The 15338-nt window shown below is 54.6% G+C and carries 14 protein-coding genes; 5 read left to right on the forward strand and 9 right to left on the reverse strand.

Annotation, left to right across the window (positions count from 1 at the left end; translation table 11 throughout):
* Positions 1 to 62 precede the first annotated feature (62 nt).
* The gene (locus V6575_RS19785) at positions 63 to 296 is read left to right on the forward strand and encodes an HD domain-containing protein (RefSeq protein WP_340276807.1); all 234 of its coding nucleotides are present in this window, start codon (positions 63 to 65) and stop codon (positions 294 to 296) included.
* Positions 259 to 564, forward strand: coding sequence for an HD domain-containing protein (locus V6575_RS19790; protein WP_340276808.1), 306 nt, complete (start codon positions 259 to 261; stop codon positions 562 to 564). The genes V6575_RS19785 and V6575_RS19790 overlap by 38 nt, the downstream gene beginning before the upstream one ends.
* A 27-nt stretch (positions 565 to 591) precedes the next feature.
* Here the strand turns inward: V6575_RS19790 and V6575_RS19795 are convergent, their stop codons facing one another.
* A complete protein-coding gene (locus tag V6575_RS19795; protein ID WP_340276809.1) occupies positions 592 to 936 on the reverse strand; it encodes a hypothetical protein in 345 nt (114 codons plus the stop codon).
* A 325-nt stretch (positions 937 to 1261) separates the two neighbouring features.
* A complete protein-coding gene (locus V6575_RS19800) occupies positions 1262 to 2167 on the reverse strand; it encodes a LysR family transcriptional regulator (protein WP_340276811.1) in 906 nt (301 codons plus the stop codon).
* Positions 2168 to 2259: 92 nt separating this feature from the next.
* On the opposite strand from V6575_RS19800, the gene V6575_RS19805 reads away from it, so the two are divergent.
* Positions 2260 to 3225 carry an NAD(P)H-binding protein gene (locus V6575_RS19805; RefSeq protein ID WP_340276814.1) on the forward strand — a complete coding sequence of 322 codons (966 nt, stop codon included), beginning with the start codon at positions 2260 to 2262 and terminating at the stop codon, positions 3223 to 3225.
* 82 nt (positions 3226 to 3307) lie between these two features.
* Here the strand turns inward: V6575_RS19805 and V6575_RS19810 are convergent, their stop codons facing one another.
* Positions 3308 to 4264, reverse strand: coding sequence for a GlxA family transcriptional regulator (locus tag V6575_RS19810; protein ID WP_340276815.1), 957 nt, complete (start codon positions 4262 to 4264; stop codon positions 3308 to 3310).
* Positions 4265 to 4346: 82 nt separating this feature from the next.
* Here V6575_RS19810 and V6575_RS19815 point away from each other — a divergent pair, with 82 nt between their 5' ends.
* Positions 4347 to 5015, forward strand: coding sequence for a DJ-1/PfpI family protein (locus V6575_RS19815; RefSeq protein WP_340276816.1), 669 nt, complete (start codon positions 4347 to 4349; stop codon positions 5013 to 5015).
* Between the two features lie 69 nt (positions 5016 to 5084).
* Here the strand turns inward: V6575_RS19815 and V6575_RS19820 are convergent, their stop codons facing one another.
* From V6575_RS19820 to V6575_RS19845, 6 genes are all read right to left on the reverse strand, one after another.
* Positions 5085 to 6521, reverse strand: a complete 1437-nt coding sequence (locus V6575_RS19820) for an alanine/glycine:cation symporter family protein (protein WP_340276817.1) — start codon at positions 6519 to 6521, stop codon at positions 5085 to 5087.
* A gap of 207 nt (positions 6522 to 6728) precedes the next feature.
* Positions 6729 to 7088 carry a 50S ribosomal protein L20 gene (gene rplT, locus V6575_RS19825; protein WP_340276818.1) on the reverse strand — a complete coding sequence of 120 codons (360 nt, stop codon included), beginning with the start codon at positions 7086 to 7088 and terminating at the stop codon, positions 6729 to 6731.
* A 32-nt stretch (positions 7089 to 7120) separates the two neighbouring features.
* Positions 7121 to 7318, reverse strand: a complete 198-nt coding sequence (gene rpmI / locus V6575_RS19830) for a 50S ribosomal protein L35 (protein WP_340276819.1) — start codon at positions 7316 to 7318, stop codon at positions 7121 to 7123.
* Between the two features lie 232 nt (positions 7319 to 7550).
* Entirely contained in the window at positions 7551 to 8468 is a 918-nt protein-coding gene (locus V6575_RS19835) for a response regulator (RefSeq protein ID WP_340276820.1), read from the reverse strand.
* Positions 8461 to 11850, reverse strand: a complete 3390-nt coding sequence (locus V6575_RS19840; RefSeq protein ID WP_340276824.1) for a hybrid sensor histidine kinase/response regulator — start codon at positions 11848 to 11850, stop codon at positions 8461 to 8463. Before V6575_RS19840 ends, V6575_RS19835 begins: the two co-directional genes overlap by 8 nt.
* A gap of 219 nt (positions 11851 to 12069) precedes the next feature.
* A complete protein-coding gene (locus tag V6575_RS19845; protein WP_340276826.1) occupies positions 12070 to 13650 on the reverse strand; it encodes a BCCT family transporter in 1581 nt (526 codons plus the stop codon).
* Between the two features lie 379 nt (positions 13651 to 14029).
* On the opposite strand from V6575_RS19845, the gene urtA reads away from it, so the two are divergent.
* Positions 14030 to 15325 (forward strand): urea ABC transporter substrate-binding protein, encoded by a 1296-nt coding sequence (gene urtA / locus V6575_RS19850; protein ID WP_340276827.1) that lies wholly within the window; start codon positions 14030 to 14032, stop codon positions 15323 to 15325.
* The last annotated feature ends 13 nt before the right edge of the window (positions 15326 to 15338 follow it).

Consider the following 15338-nt stretch of genomic DNA (forward strand, 5'->3'; position numbering starts at 1 on the left):
TGGATCGGGCATGGGAGCATAGGTGGTTCGGTCCAGGGCCTTACCCATCAGGACCTGAAAGAATGACCATGACCAGCCTACCCAGTTCGAGTTTTCCTGATAGAGGCCGTCTTGCGCGGACTATCGAATTTCTTCAGGCCGCCGAAGCCTTGGAGGATACTCTGCGAAGTGGGCGCACAGCGCAAGGTCGGCCGGAAAGCACGGCGGAACACACTTGGCGGCTCTGTCTGATGCTGATGATGGGAGAGCAGAACGCGAATGGCAGATTTGAGGGTTTTATGCGCGGTGCTGCCTGAAGACCTCTCAAGTGAGATTTTCGAGCTATGGGACGAATACACAAAGGGTAGGTCGCCGGAAGCTATTCTCGCCAAAGGCTTCGATAAGATTGAGACTATACTTCAGCATGTCAAAGGCACGAACGCGCCGGATTTCGATTTTGAATTTAATTTGGAGTATGGGTGGGAGCGAACTGAGCGGCATCCGTTGCTGAAGGCGTTACGTGCATTGTCCGACAATATAACGAAGAGCCAGATGACCTCCCAAGCGGACAAGACAATGACGTGATCAGATACTTAAGTCTTGAGAGTATTCTCAATACTCAATAGCGATCAGATGACCAACGGCGCGTTTGCGCGGGCTGGCGGCTGTTTCCCGGTAACGGCTGGTGCCGATAGCGGAGGCCGTTTGACGCATAAAGTTGGTCTGTGCTTCGTCGTTGTCGCGGTTGGCGATCAAATGAGTGAGAAAGGTCGAGTTCGGACGATAACGTCCGGTGAAACGATCCTGCTCTTCTTCCAGCCGGTTGGTTTCGGTTGGCACAAGGGCAATTTGGAACGGATGCTTTTCGCGCCTGTTTTCCCGCCTGTCGTCGTCCCAATACCAGCCTCTGCGCTTCAAATTGGAACGCCCGAGGGTCTTGACCGGTTCAATACGCACGTGAATTGCCTCACCTGTCCCACAACGGCACGGGGACCCCGTACCTGATGAGAACATCGCAATGCTCATGCCACTTTATAGGATCTGTTAACTTTTGCGCCGCGGAAAGCCTTGTCTTTTGTTTGATATGGTTAACGCGGAGCGCTCAATCCTATCAATCCGAGGGTGCGCACATGTTCAACTCATTTTCCGAAAGCAGTGACTTGATTGGCCGCAATCCCCTCAGTGGTTGCATGAGCTGACTTGCCGAATGGGTGAAAAATTTTTTGAAAATATTTTTTGACTGGAGTTTTCGAAGAAAGGGGCTTTGACAAAAAGCCAGAGTCTATTCTTGGCCACCTTTGGCATAGGCTGTAACGGCCTTATATAGATGATCGAAGACAAGTCGCATGCGAGGGTCGCCTTTCAGATCCTCATGCATTGTGATCCAGGTCTCGAGTTCGATCTCTATTTGCGACGCAAGCAGGCGCGACAGATGTGGGGAGCGCATTGCAAGGCCGATCTGACAGAACCCAATACCGCATCCGGCACGAATGGCTGCGAGCTGGGCGATCTGATTGTCTATCCGGTAGGAGAAATGTGCGCGGTTGAAAGGCAGCTCGAGCTGTTTGAGAATATGATCTGCGCTCGTGTCACGGTCATACCCAATGATAATATGGTCTTTGAGCGCTTCAATCGTTTGCGGTGTTCCGTGGCCCTTTAGGTAATCAGGATGGGCAAACATGCCCAGCTTGATGTCTGGGGCTCTTTTCGCAACCAGGGCTTTCTGGACAGGACGTGTCATGCGAACTGCGATATCGGCCTTCCGCCGGAGCAAGTCGGTTATCTGGTTCGACAGGGTTATTTCAAAGCTTAAGCCAGGATGCCGGGCTTTGATGTCTTTTAGGATCGCAGGAAGAACTTCCACACCGATGACATCGCTGGCAGCAATTCTGACGACGCCAATTATCTCTGTCGGGTCTCCCGTAGCGCTGCGTTGCAAAGCCGCTGCTGCCGCTTCCATTGTCTCTGCGTGAGGTGCAAGCCGGAGGGAGGTAGCAGTGGGGGTCAAGCCCTGTGGTCCACGGGTGAAGAGCCGCCCAGTCCCAAGTTCATCTTCCAGTTGATCAAGGTGCCGCGAGATCGTCGGTTGGGTCAATTGCAGAGATCTTGCTGCAGCTGACAGACTACCACCGCGCAGGATAGCCAGAAAAGAGCGATAATGATCCCAATTGGATGATGGTTTGTTCATGGTTTTTTGTATAGCAGGGATACGCATTACGACAATTTATTTTATCTAGATATCTGTCAACTTGCTCTGCAATCGATGATCAGGAGCATGAAATGATAGAGAAGACAGCATTGATACTTGGGGCCACTGGCGGGTCTGGTTATGCGGTTGCGCGGGCGCTGCTGGCGCAAGGGTGGCGTATTCGGGCCTTGCATCGCCGCCCGGAGGAGGTGTGCTCGCTCATACCGGAGGTAGTTTGGATCAAGGGTGATGCCATGGACACGGCGTCTGTCGTCGCCGCAGCCGAGGGCGTTTGCTTGATCTTCCATGGCGTGAACCCTCCTGGTTATAAGAACTGGCGTAAGCTGGTTCTGCCGATGTTGGAGAGCACCATCGCTGCCGCGAGAGAAAGCGGTGCGCGGATTGTTTTGCCGGGAACGATCTACAATTACGGCATCGATGCTGGGTCGTTGTTGAATGAGGCAACTGTTCAGAAGCCAACAACGCGAAAGGGCGCTATCCGAGTGGCGATGGAAGAACGCTTGCGCGATGCCAGCGAGAAAGATGGTGTTAAGGTTCTGATCGTTCGCGCAGGAGACTTCATCGGGGTCGAGGGCAAGGGTGCATGGTTTTCTCAGGTGATGGTCAAACCAGGAAAGCCCTTACGTTCTCTTACCTATCCGGGTCGGCCAGACGTCGGGCACGCCTGGGCTTATCTGCCGGACTTCGCAAAGACAATTGCACAGCTTGTCGCAATAGAAGACGATCTGGCTCCATTCGACAGTTATCATTTTCGGGGCTACTGGTTCGATCCGGGGATCGGAATTGCAGAGCAAGTCCGCTCTGTGGCGGGTCGGTCAGATCTTCCGATACGTTCCTTTCCTTGGTGGGCGATCAAGCTGTTGTCGCCGATCGTGCCGTTCTGTCGGGAGGTCTCGGAAATATCGGGATTTTGGAAAAACGGAATGTGCCTTGATAATACAAAGTTGGTAGCGACACTTGGTGCCGAGCCGCATACGCCAGTGGCACAAGCCCTTCGCGATACGATTGAAGGCCTCGGCTGTTTGCCAGGTCGATAATGTGGGCGACAGAAAAGGCGTGCTTCTTGCTCAGCACGCCTTTTTTCAAGCGCTAGCTGTATCTCATGAATGAGTTCATACCCTAGGCCGAAAAACGGTCCCGGTAGGATTGCGGGCTTGTGGCAAGTCTCCGCAGAAAGGCGCGCCGCATGGTTTCTTCTGTACCGAAGCCGCTGCGGGTGGCTGTGCGCGCAATTGTAAGACCTTGCTCCAGCAGTCGGCGGGCTTTTTCTATCTGCAGATCTTCAAGTGCTCGTGCAGGCGTTCTGCCGGTGGCCTGGCGATAGTGGCGAGAGAAACTGCGCTGGCTCATCCCAGATTGATCTGCCAGGTCCGACAGGGAAAGTGGCAGATGAAGGTTCTGAGACAGCCAACCATGCAGCTTGTCAAACCGGCCAGTATCTGCCTGCAGGCCAAGGGTGTTGCTGAACTGGGATTGGCCGCCTGGCCGCTTTAGAAACACGACAAGCTGGCGGGCAACCGCCAATGCGATGTCACGCCCAAGGTCTGCTTCAACCAGGGCCATGGCCAAATCAATCCCGGCTGTGACGCCAGCAGATGTCCAGATGCTGCCGTCTTGTATGAAAATTGGGTCAGGATCGACTTTGACCTTTGGAAAGCGCTCGGCGAATTCCGCGCAGCGCTGCCAATGGGTTACGGCCCGTCGTCCGTCTAAAAGTCCGGCAGTGGCCAGAAGAAAAGCCCCGCTGCAGACCGAGACCGTGCGCCGAGCTTGCCTGGATCTCTGAACAACCCAGTCGACCAGCTCTTGATCCTGGCAGGCGGCGTTGATGCCCCAACCACCTGGTATCACAAGCGTGTCGACCGGCAATTTTTCTGGTGGAAGCGGTTGTACGACCAGCGCCAGACCGGAGGATGAAGACATGTTGCTGTCTTTACCGATGACAACCGGATCGTATAGCGCAGGCCTGCCTTTGGCTGTTTCCAGATCATTGACGGATGCAAAAACCTGCAATGGGCCAACAACATCCAGAATTTGGCTGTTGGGAAACATCAGGACTTCAATGCGATAAGTCATTTTGGCACGAACCGAGGGGTAAATGGCAATCTGGTCAAAGAATGACCTGTTAGGGTTTAGACTGTCAATTAGGAGATTTTAGATGACCTTGCGCTTCGGCATACTCGCCTTCCCCAATGTGCAGCTGCTCGATTTCGCTGCGCCCTATGATGCATTTGCAGCTGTTCCCGATGCTGAAGTGCTCCTTGTAAGCCAAACGACAGATACGCTGCGCGCCTCGACTGGACTGAGCTTCCTTCCGGCGGTGACGTTTGCTGACTGTCCGCAGGTGGATGTGCTTTGTGTGCCTGGCGGTGCTGGGGTAAATGCTCTTTTGGGCGACGAGCCAACTCTGGCATTCATTCGCGATCAAGCCGCCGCCGCGCAATATGTGACGTCGGTTTGCACAGGATCCTTGTTGTTGGGTGCTGCTGGACTGCTTCAAGGCAAGCGTGCAACGTCACATTGGTATGCTCGGGATTTTCTGAAGCACTATGGTGCAACGCCGGTTGATGAACGGATTGTCCAGGATGGTAATGTGATTACCGCAGGCGGGGTCACGTCGGGGATCGATTTCGGGCTGGCTGTCATTCAGGCCCTCAAGGGGCAGTTGGAGGCTGAAACGGTGCAGCTTTCGATCGAATATGCTCCCAAACCTCCTTTCAACAGCGGAACGCCGAGTGAAGCGTTGCCGGAAGTTTTAAGCGCTGCAAAGAAGCGCCTTGCGTCTTCTAGGTTAGAGCGGGAAGCGTTTTTTGCAAAATTGAGATGATGTAATCGAGCCAGTACTGAAGACTGCGCGCCTTGGTCCAGGTGCGCAGTCTGTTTTTATTACCAATTTTTAGCCGTTTTCGCGGATTTTTCCGGTCCAGGCGGTGCGGTCCAGATCCAGATCGGGGAATTGATCAGGATTGAGAACAGGACGATCAACGCCTGCTTTGATCTGAGCGCGGAAGTCATTCAATATGCGCTTGGCGGTTGGGAAAAGCATCATCAGTGCCAGCAGGTTCACAACAGCCAGAATGCCCATCATCGGATCCGAGAAAAAGAAGACCGACGTTGCACTTGGCGCTGTCGCTCCGATGAACACCAGTGCCATCACCGCAATTCGCAAACCCTGGAGGGCAAGTGGACTGCTTGTCATGAAGGTCAGCGCATTTTCACCCAGATAATAGTTGTAGATGATTGAGCTGAACGCAAATAGCAAGATCGCGCCGGTCAGGAAGTAGCTTGTCCATCCGCCGAGATGGGATGCTAAAGACTGCTGGGTCAACACAATGCCATCAACGCCTTCCGCTCCGGGCTGATAAACGTCGCTCAGAAGGATGATGAAGGCGGTGCAAGTGCAGATGATCATCGTATCAATAAAGACCGAGAAGGACTGTGTGATGCCCTGGCTGATTGGATGGCGTACGTCAGCTGTTGCAGCCACGTTCGGTGCTGATCCAAGGCCCGCTTCATTTGAAAACAGGCCTCTGCGCAGCCCTTGTGCAAGGGCTGCTCCCATTCCGCCACCGACGACTTCTTCAAAGCCGAATGCGTTGGTCACGATCGAGTATATCAGCCCTGGGACCTCTGTGATGTTGAGAGCGATCACCACTAGGGACATGGCGATATACCCCACAGCCATGATAGGCACGATGACGTCGGCCACCTTCGCAATTCGCTGGATGCCGCCGAACACGATCAGTCCGGTCACTCCAGTGAGCAGAATTCCGGTCCATATCCGGCTGATGCCAAGGCTTTCCTCCGCAGCACCTGCAACCGTGTTGCCCTGAAAGGCATTAAAGCCAAAGGCAAAAGAGGCGATGAGGCAGACGGAATAAATGATCGCGAGCCAACGATAATCAGCACCAAGGCCATGAATGATGGACCGCGCGGGGCCGCCTCTATAGGTGCCGTCGCCTTCAGAACGTTTGAAGAGCTGAGCCAGCGAGCATTCGATCAAGCTGGTTGCCATTCCGACAAGAGCAATTGCCCACATCCAGAAAATGGCACCGGGACCGCCGAGGGAAATTGCGACGGCCACGCCTGCAATATTGCCGCCGCCAACACGACCGCCGACTGACAGGAGTAGAGCTGCGCGTGCGGAGATCGCATTGGGATCACCGGACTGGTTCTTGGAGGATAGAACCCGGAACATTCGCCCGAAGTACTGAAGTTGAACAAAACCGCTGACGACTGTGAAGAAAACGCCGATGACGACGAGGAAAGGAATAAGGGCCCAGCCCCATGTGAGGTCTCCGATGACCCCGAAAAAAGCTTCTAGAAATTCCATAGTGTTGGTCGAGCCCCTGTTGTGTTTGCCTTGGGAAATTCCGACAGGGGACAAGTCTGGCTGTATTTGATGTTCACGACAACAATGGATTGAGAAGAGCTTGTGGTAAACTCCTGCGTACTAGGCAAAAACTCAAAAAAATAGCGTAGAAACGAAAAAAGCGTGATCCGAAGACCACGCTTTAAAATTCATAAAGCCTTTGAGGCCTTAGGCTGCCAGAGCGCCCTGAGCCTTTTCAACCAGAACCTTGAAGGCATCTGGCTGATGAATGGCTAGGTCGGACAGAACCTTACGGTCGACTTCGATGCCGGCCTTGTTCAGACCATCGATGAAGCGGCCGTATGTAAGACCCTGTTCCCGAACAGCAGCGTTGATACGCTGGATCCAGAGCGAACGGAAGTTCCGCTTTCTGGCTTTTCTATCGCGATAAGCGTATTGACCGGCTTTTTCGACAGCCTGTTTCGCGATGCGGATCGTATTCTTGCGGCGGCCGTAGTAGCCTTTAGCTGCCTTCAGAACCTTCTTGTGACGTGCATGGGCTGTGACGCCTCTTTTTACGCGCGACATGTGATAACTCCTTTAAAGATAGGTGCTTGGGCTCAGGCGTACGGTAGGAACTGCTTCACAACCTTTGCATCCTGCGGTGCCAGCGTGGTCGAGCCACGGGCGTTGCGGATGAACTTGGTTGTGCGCTTGATCATACCATGACGCTTACCGGCCTGGCCTGCTTTCACTTTGCCGCTCGCAGTCAGTTTGAAGCGCTTTTTGGCTCCAGATTTTGTCTTCAGCTTGGGCATTTTGCATCCTTTCATTAGCGCGGAAGGTAAGCCCACCGCATTTTTGTTGGTGCATCGAGAGGTCGCCACGGCATGCCCTGATGTATCAGGAGCGTGTTCTGTGCCCAGGATCGAGTAAACTCGAAGAAAGACGCGGAAATCCAGCTCCCGAAGAGCCGGACGACTCTGGATCGGGCGCTTATAGGGGGACTCTTGCTTTCATGCAACAGGAATTCGGCGCGAATGGACCGAATTAGAGTTCATGCAGCACATGTGCGGCACGGACAGCGGCGGACGCGCGATTTTCGACGCCGAGCTTTTGGTAGATTTGCTCCAGATGCTTGTTCACTGTGCGAGGCGACAGGCCCAGGATTTCGCCAATGTCGCGGTTGGCCTTGCCTCTGGCTATCCAAAGCAGGACGTCCGCCTCGCGGACTGTCAAGCCAAAGTGCTGGCGAAGAACTTCATCCTGATTGGGATGATCACTGGTGGTCATACGGAACAGGAGTTCATCGGGACCGACGGCGCCAAGATATTGCATTTGCAGGTTCAGCCCATGGCCGGGCGTCAGCGCAAAGGGGTCTGACTGTGTGGAGGGTTTGATGGTCTCATCGCTGAGCCATGCGCCAAGGTCCCGGCCGATTTTATCCAGAAGATCTTCTGCATCGCCTGTCACAGCAAGAACCTGATGGGTTTGCGGTGTTGACCAGCGGATACTGCCGTCACGCGCGATGGCAATCAGGTGGCGACCTGCGGCATCCAACGCGATCCGGGCGCTTTGAACTGACCGGGCGTTGGCCAGATGAACCCGGATGCGGGCCTGCAACTCGTCGATGTTGATGGGCTTGGTCAGAAAATCGACGCCGCCGGACTCCAATGCGTTGACCACATGCTCCGTTTCACTCAGACCGGTCATGAAGATGATCGGGACATGGCGGAGGTGGGTTTTGGCCTTGATCTGCTGACACGTTTCAAAGCCGGACAGGCCAGGCATGATGGCGTCCATCAGGATCATGTCCGGTGTCACGCGATCTGCAACAGACAGGGCCGCAGCGCCGCTTGTTGCGACCAGCACCGTAATGCCTGCCTTCTCAAGGGCCTGAGTCAGAAAGCCCAACGTCTCCGGGGAATCGTCGACGACGAGAACGATATCGCGCTGTGAATCAGTCATCCTTGTCAAAGGTCTCCAGAAGCTTGGTGTAGCTGTCGAGATCGAAAGCCTTCAGGTGGGTTTGAAGGGCGGCCACAAGAGCCCGATTGTTAGGAAGTTCGGCCAGTTCGGCAAGCTTGGCATCAATGCCGTGGATGTATCCGATTTCGCCCAGACTGATCAGTTCGCGGACATGGCGTGTGCCGGGGCTTGTCATTATATCATTGCCATCGTCGGGCGCAGAGCTCTGTTTGTACGTACGTTCTGTCCAGCGCATGTCCAGCAGCTTTTCCAGCTTGTCCAGCAACTGGCGTAGGTTGAAGGGCTTGGCCAGTGTATCATTATGAAGATCCTGCGAGTCTATACGCAGGGTTCCATCGCCAATATTGGCCGATAGCATGATGACTGGAGCATCCACCCCGAGATCGCGCAGCTTCGCAACAAGCTCCCAGCCGTTCATGTTCGGCATCAATATGTCGATCAGAAAAAGGTCAGGCTGCTCGGCCACGACTCTGCTCAGGCAGGACGGGCCGTCTTCGGCCTCAAGAACGGTGAAGCCGAGCGGGGTTAGGATTTCCCGGATCAGCGCTCTGTGATCCGGATTGTCGTCGATTACCGCGATGGACTTGCGTTTACCCTTATAGCCTTTGATCTGTTTTTCCGGAGATATCGACTTTGGCGGATTGGCGACGGTTGCCAACATAAGCCTGACTTCAAAGGCCGAGCCTTTTCCCGGTTCGCTGGACAGGGCAACTGCCCCGCCGAGAGTCTCTGTCAGCAGCTTGGTGATGGTCAAGCCGAGGCCAAGGCCCGGCGTGCGTTTCAGCTTGACCTCTTCGCTTCTGCCGAAAGGTTCAAAGATCTTGGACTGTTCGACCAGAGCAATTCCCGGTCCTGTGTCCGTCACAGTGAAGCTTGCGACCTGAGATCTATAGTCTACCTTCAGACTGACGGAGCCTTCGTCTGTGAATTTGATCGCATTTGACAAGAGATTTACCAGGATCTGGCGCAGGCGTTTTTCGTCAGTTCGAACGTAGCGCGGTAGATTTTGTGCCCGTTCGTGGTTGAAATCGAGATGTTTTGCGGTTGCTTGCATCTGGAACATATTGACGATCTGGTCGAGAAAGTCGTGGATGTTGATCTCGTTTGAATAGACCTGCAGCCGGCCTGCTTCAATTCGGGAGATGTCCAGCAGACCGTCGATCAGGCCGGAGAGGTGTTCGGCGCTGCGTCGTATGGTGCTGACGTTTGCCTTGCGTGTATCAGATAGATCGTCATCCCGTTCCATCACCTGGGCATAGCCAAGCACCGAGTTGAGCGGTGTTCTGAGTTCATGAGACAGGCCGACAACATAGCGGCTCTTGGCCAAATTGGCGGCTTCTGCATTTTCCTTGGCTTTTTGCAGCGCTGCGTCGGTCTTGCCGTGGGCGTCGATTTCCTTCTGCAGCAAGGCGTTCTGGCGTGCGGATTCTTCCTCCGCTACCCGGCGTGTGTCATGGGCCAGCACGAGAAACCAAGAGGCAATTCCTGTTGCCACTGCGAAGACGACGAAAATCAAAGCGACCGTCTGGCCGATGATGCCAGCCGCATCCGGAAACCGTTCGGTTGCCTGATTGTGGATCACCCAAAGCACAAGGCCGATGGTGGCAATCGAGAATGTTGCAGTGAGGCCATAGCGACCAAGCCGCGTTCTGAAATGAGCGAGCGTTTTTTCCGGCAGAAAGTGCGCAGCAACCACGCCAACCTGATGGTTGATCCGGGCGTTCGGTTTGCACAAGTCGTGGCAGCGGGCATCCAGGGAACAGCAGAGTGAGCAAATTGGAGCCTGATAGGCGGGGCAATAGGCCATGTCCTCAGGTTCAAACGGGTTCTCGCAGATGGAGCAAGTGATGGTGGATTGTTGCTGCCAATGGGCACGGGGCTTGCGCGCCAGATAGAACTTGCCTTTGGTTGCAAATGCGATAGCAGGAGCGGCAACGAAGGCGACGGCAATTGCGATGAAGGTCGAAAGAGCAGCGGCTTCCTCTCCGAAATGACCGTAATAGGCGATGATCGCCAGTGTTGCGGCCAACACCATGGAACCTGTTCCCACAGGGTTGATGTCGTAAAGATGGGCGCGTTTGAACTCTATCCCCGGAGGCGAAAGGCCGAGCGGTTTGTTGACGAAGAGATCCGCAGATATCGAGGACAACCAGGCCATGGCGACGATTGAAAAAACCCCGAGGGTTTCTTCAAGCAGGCGGTAAATCCCCAGCTCCATCAGCAGCAGCGCAATGCCGACGTTGAAGACCAGCCAGACGACCCGACCGGGATGGCTATGGGTCAGCCGCGAGAAGAAATTCGACCATGCCAATGACCCGGCATAGGCGTTCATCACGTTGATTTTGAGTTGGGAGACAACCACGAAGGCGACCATCAGGAGCAGAGCTGCCTGTTCTGAGGGAACCATGTAGCCGAAGGCAACCGCATACATGCGGGAGGGCTCATTTGCATGGTCTGGTGTGATGCCAACAGACAGAACCAGCACGGCCAGGAAGGATCCCGCCAGCATTTTGGGGGCGCCCAGGATGACCCAACCCGGACCTGCCAGAAACAGCGCCAGTCGGTGGCGCTTGCGGGACACCTCGCCGCTGGGAAGGAACCGCAGGAAATCGACCTGCTCGCCGATCTGCGCCATGAGGCCAAGGATCACGGCGCAGGCAGCCCCCACACTGATCAGGCTGAGGTCGGAAAACCCGCCGCCAACAGGTTTGGGTGCACTGGTTTGCGGGTCGATGCCAGCAAAGCCCAGCCAATCACCGAAGACGCTCCAGTCGGCGTAGGCGATGAAGACAAACGGCAGGATGTTGAGCACGATCCAGAAGGGCTGGGTCAAAATTTGAAATTTGGAAATCAGTGTGATGCCGTGTGTCACGAGCGGGATGACGGCGACGGCGCTGATGATATAGCCAATCCAGAGCGGGACGCCGAGCGCATATTCCAGCGCGCTCGACATGATCGAGGCCTCAATCGCAAACAGGATGAAGGTGAAGCTGGCGTAGATCAGCGAGGTGACTGTCGAGCCGATATAGCCGAAGCCTGCGCCGCGTGTCAGTAGGTCGATGTCGACACCGTGAAGGATCGCATAGCGGGCGATGGGGATGCCGACCAGCAGAAGAACAAGGCTTCCAATCAGGATCGCAACCATCGCATTGGCCGTGCCGTAGGACAAGGTGATGGCCCCGCCGACGGCTTCAAGTGCGAGAAAGGATATCGCGCCAATAGCTGTTTGGGATATACGGCGGGAGGAGAACGTGCGTGCGCTTTTGGCCGTGAAGCGAAGCGCGTAGTCTTCCAGAGTCTGGTTGTTGACCCATTGGTTGTACTTGCGGCGGACTGGAAAGATTCTTTGCCGCGCCTTCATGGCTTTGCCTTAAACAACGTCATTCGCCTAAAATTTGCACACCAAATCTGTCCCCAGAACGCTGAAAAGGCGGTTTAGGGTCGTCATTCACGTTGCTATAGGTGAAGTGCAGGGATCGTGCCGGTTTTAGTTGGCCTATCGTGAATGGCACTGATATGCGGCAAAGAAGGCGCCACAGCCGTCGCATTGAGCGTACGGCGGCTGTGGCTAAATCAGATTTTATGCAAGCTTGGAAGTGTATTCCTGATGCAGGCCTTTCCATATGGAAAAGCACATCAGGAGCAAGACGACGGCAAACGGGATGCCCGTCGTAATCGCTGCAGCCTGCAAGGCAGCCAAACCGCCCGCCAGCAGCAGAACAATGGCAACCAGTCCTTCGAAAACCGCCCAAAACACGCGTTGTGCAACGGGCGCATCGAGTTTGCCTCCGGCGGTGATCGTGTCGATGACCAGTGAACCAGAGTCTGAGGACGTCACGAAGAACACGATGACCAGCACGATGCCGATCATCGATGAAATCGAGGCCAGCGGAAGCGCTTCAAGCATTGCGAACAGTTTCAGCGGCAGATCAGCGTCCGTCACGGCTATGTAGCCCTGGTTGACGATCTGATCGAGCGCTGTTCCGCCAAAGGCTGTCATCCACAAAACGCAGGCGATGGATGGGATCAGCAGAACGCAGGTCACGAATTCCCGCACTGTCCGGCCACGGGACACCCGCGCAATGAACATCCCGACAAATGGTGACCATGAGATCCACCAAGCCCAGTAAAATGCCGTCCAGCCATTGTAAAAGTTCGTATCCTCTCGTCCAACGAAGTTGCTCAAGGCCGGGAGATACTCAAAATAGGCCACCAGATTGGTAAAAAAACCGGAGATGATAGCCAGAGTTGGACCAACGATGATCACAAACAGCAGAAGGGATGCAGCCAGGATCATATTGATTTCGCTGAGCCGTTTGACCCCGGCCTCAAGCCCGGCCACGACAGATATCAGTGCGACCGCTGTGATTGCCGCGATCAATACGACTTTGCTTGTCGCGCTGACTGGAATGCCAAACAGGTGATTGAGCCCTGCATTGGCCTGCTCCGCGCCGAAACCAAGCGATGTTGCAAGACCGAACAGCGTGGCAAAGACCGCCAGTGTATCAATCACATGGCCAAGCGGGCCCCAGACGGCATCACCGAAGATCGGGTAAAAGGCGGAGCGGACTGTGAGTGGCAGGCCCCGATTATAGCAAAAGAAAGCCAGCGACAGACCGACGACCGCATAAATGGCCCAGGGGTGTAGGCCCCAATGGAAGATGGTCGCTGCCATGCCTAGGCGCATCGCTTCAGTTTGATCGCCTGCAGCGCCGCCCAAGGGTGCCCAGCTGTCAGCTGAGCCGGCACCTGCCGCAACACTTGATGAATAATGCGAAATTGGTTCCGAGACACCAAAGAACATCAAGCCGATGCCCATGCCAGCTGCGAACAGCATCGCGAACCAGCCCGGGTAGCCAAAGTCGGGTTTGGCGTCATCGCCCCCCAGACGGATCTTGCCGTAGGGCGAGACAATCAGGAAGAGGCAGAACAGGACGAAGACGTTGCCAGCAATGGCCAGCAGCCAGTTGAAGTATTCTGTCACGGTTGGGCGCAGCCAGCCGAAAAACTCCGTGGCTTCTGCCTGCATGACAGACGTCAGGACGACGAACAGAATAATCACGCCTGCAGATATGATAAAAACTGGATTGTGTACATCCAGCCCCATGGTCTGGATGTTGTCCTGGCCGACCTCATAGTCGGTGTCTTCTCTGTCATTCATTTGCTTCCCCCCTCTTTAAAGGCGTCGCCTGAGAAGACGCCTGAATAAAATTCAGTACACATTTAAAAATTATTCGCTCCGGATGCCTATGCGACAATTGTTTTACGAAAATCGACAGAAAAATCTCCCATATCAAACACCAGTGACCCCAATAAAACTAGTTATGTTCTGACTTTAACGTCGCCGTTGACTTCAAATGCATACGCTGCCCGCTTTCGTGCGCTGCGATATCTATTGTCTCGTTCTGCGCAAAAGGCGCAGGTGCTTACGTCAAATGACGTATGTCGCATTGCATCATTCGCGATCACGATCCCCTTCAGACGGCGCTCCTTCCATTTGCCGCAGAATGCCAAAAGGCTTCATTTACAGGGGATACAGCATGATGAAAAAGACACTCTCGGGTCTCGCCCTCGCAGGTTTGATGACCAGCACCATGATCGGCGGCGCGGCAGCTGACGAAGACACCATCAAAGTGGGTATCCTGCATTCGCTCTCCGGTACGATGGCGATTTCTGAAACCACTTTGAAAGACGCCATGTTGATGCTCATCGAAGAGCAGAACAAAAAAGGCGGTGTTCTGGGCAAGAAGCTCGAAGCTGTTGTTGTCGATCCGGCTTCTGATTGGCCGCTGTTTGCCGAAAAGGCGCGTGAACTGATTGAAGTGAACGGTGTTGATGCGGTCTTTGGTTGCTGGACGTCAGTGTCGCGCAAGTCCGTTCTGCCGGTCTTCGAAGAGCTGAACTCCTTGCTCTTCTACCCGGTTCAGTATGAAGGTGAAGAGTCTCAGCGCAACGTGTTCTACACAGGCGCGGCTCCAAATACGCAGGCGATTCCGGCTGTTGATTACCTGATGAGTGAAGAAGGCGGTTCGGTGAAGCGCTGGGTTCTTGCTGGTACCGATTATGTCTACCCGCGCACAACCAACAAGATCCTTGAAGCCTATCTCAAGTCCAAGGGTGTTGCCGAAGAAGACATCATGATCAACTACACGCCCTTCGGTCATTCCGACTGGCAGACGATTGTGTCCGACATCAAGACTTTCGGTTCCGCTGGCAAAAAGACCGCGGTTGTCTCCACCATCAATGGTGATGCAAACGTTCCGTTCTACAAGGAACTTGGCAACGCAGGCATCAAGGCTGAGGACATTCCTGTCGTTGCCTTCTCCGTTGGCGAAGAAGAACTTGCTGGTCTCGATACAGCTCCCTTGGTTGGGCACCTGGCAGCCTGGAACTACTTCCAGTCCGCTGATACCGAAGCAAATGCCGAGTTCATCGAAACCTGGCAGGCATACACTGGCGATGAAAATCGTGTGACCAACGATCCGATGGAAGCAAGCTACATTGGCTTCAACATGTGGGTCGAAGCGGTTGAGAAGGCCGGCACCACAGATGCGGATGAAGTGATCGATGCGATCGTTGGTGTTTCCGTTCCGAACCTGACCGGCGGTTACTCCGCCATGATGCCGAACCACCACATCACTAAGCCGGTACTGATCGGTGAAATTCAGGAAGATGGCCAGTTTGAAACCGTCTGGGAAACCTCCGGCCTCGTTGTTGGCGATGCATGGTCTGATTATCTGGAAGGTTCCAAGGATCTGATCTCCGATTGGCGTGCTCCAATGTCTTGTGGCAACTTCAATGTGAAGACCGGCAAGTGCGGCGGCTCTGACTCCTAATCGTCGGAAGTCT

This window comes from Roseibium algae (genome assembly GCF_037783265.1).
In the GTDB taxonomy this organism is placed as follows: domain Bacteria; phylum Pseudomonadota; class Alphaproteobacteria; order Rhizobiales; family Stappiaceae; genus Roseibium; species Roseibium algae.

Coding starts and splice junctions, on each gene's coding strand:
- V6575_RS19785 (WP_340276807.1), top strand. CDS start 63: ATGACCATGACCAGCCTACCCAGTTCGAGTTTTCCTGATAGAGGCCGT.
- V6575_RS19790 (WP_340276808.1), top strand. CDS start 259: ATGGCAGATTTGAGGGTTTTATGCGCGGTGCTGCCTGAAGACCTCTCA.
- V6575_RS19800 (WP_340276811.1), bottom strand. CDS start 2,167: ATGAACAAACCATCATCCAATTGGGATCATTATCGCTCTTTTCTGGCT.
- V6575_RS19805 (WP_340276814.1), top strand. CDS start 2,260: ATGATAGAGAAGACAGCATTGATACTTGGGGCCACTGGCGGGTCTGGT.
- V6575_RS19810 (WP_340276815.1), bottom strand. CDS start 4,264: ATGACTTATCGCATTGAAGTCCTGATGTTTCCCAACAGCCAAATTCTG.
- V6575_RS19815 (WP_340276816.1), top strand. CDS start 4,347: ATGACCTTGCGCTTCGGCATACTCGCCTTCCCCAATGTGCAGCTGCTC.
- V6575_RS19820 (WP_340276817.1), bottom strand. CDS start 6,521: ATGGAATTTCTAGAAGCTTTTTTCGGGGTCATCGGAGACCTCACATGG.
- rplT (WP_340276818.1), bottom strand. CDS start 7,088: ATGTCGCGCGTAAAAAGAGGCGTCACAGCCCATGCACGTCACAAGAAG.
- rpmI (WP_340276819.1), bottom strand. CDS start 7,318: ATGCCCAAGCTGAAGACAAAATCTGGAGCCAAAAAGCGCTTCAAACTG.
- V6575_RS19835 (WP_340276820.1), bottom strand. CDS start 8,468: ATGACTGATTCACAGCGCGATATCGTTCTCGTCGTCGACGATTCCCCG.
- V6575_RS19840 (WP_340276824.1), bottom strand. CDS start 11,850: ATGAAGGCGCGGCAAAGAATCTTTCCAGTCCGCCGCAAGTACAACCAA.
- V6575_RS19845 (WP_340276826.1), bottom strand. CDS start 13,650: ATGAATGACAGAGAAGACACCGACTATGAGGTCGGCCAGGACAACATC.
- urtA (WP_340276827.1), top strand. CDS start 14,030: ATGATGAAAAAGACACTCTCGGGTCTCGCCCTCGCAGGTTTGATGACC.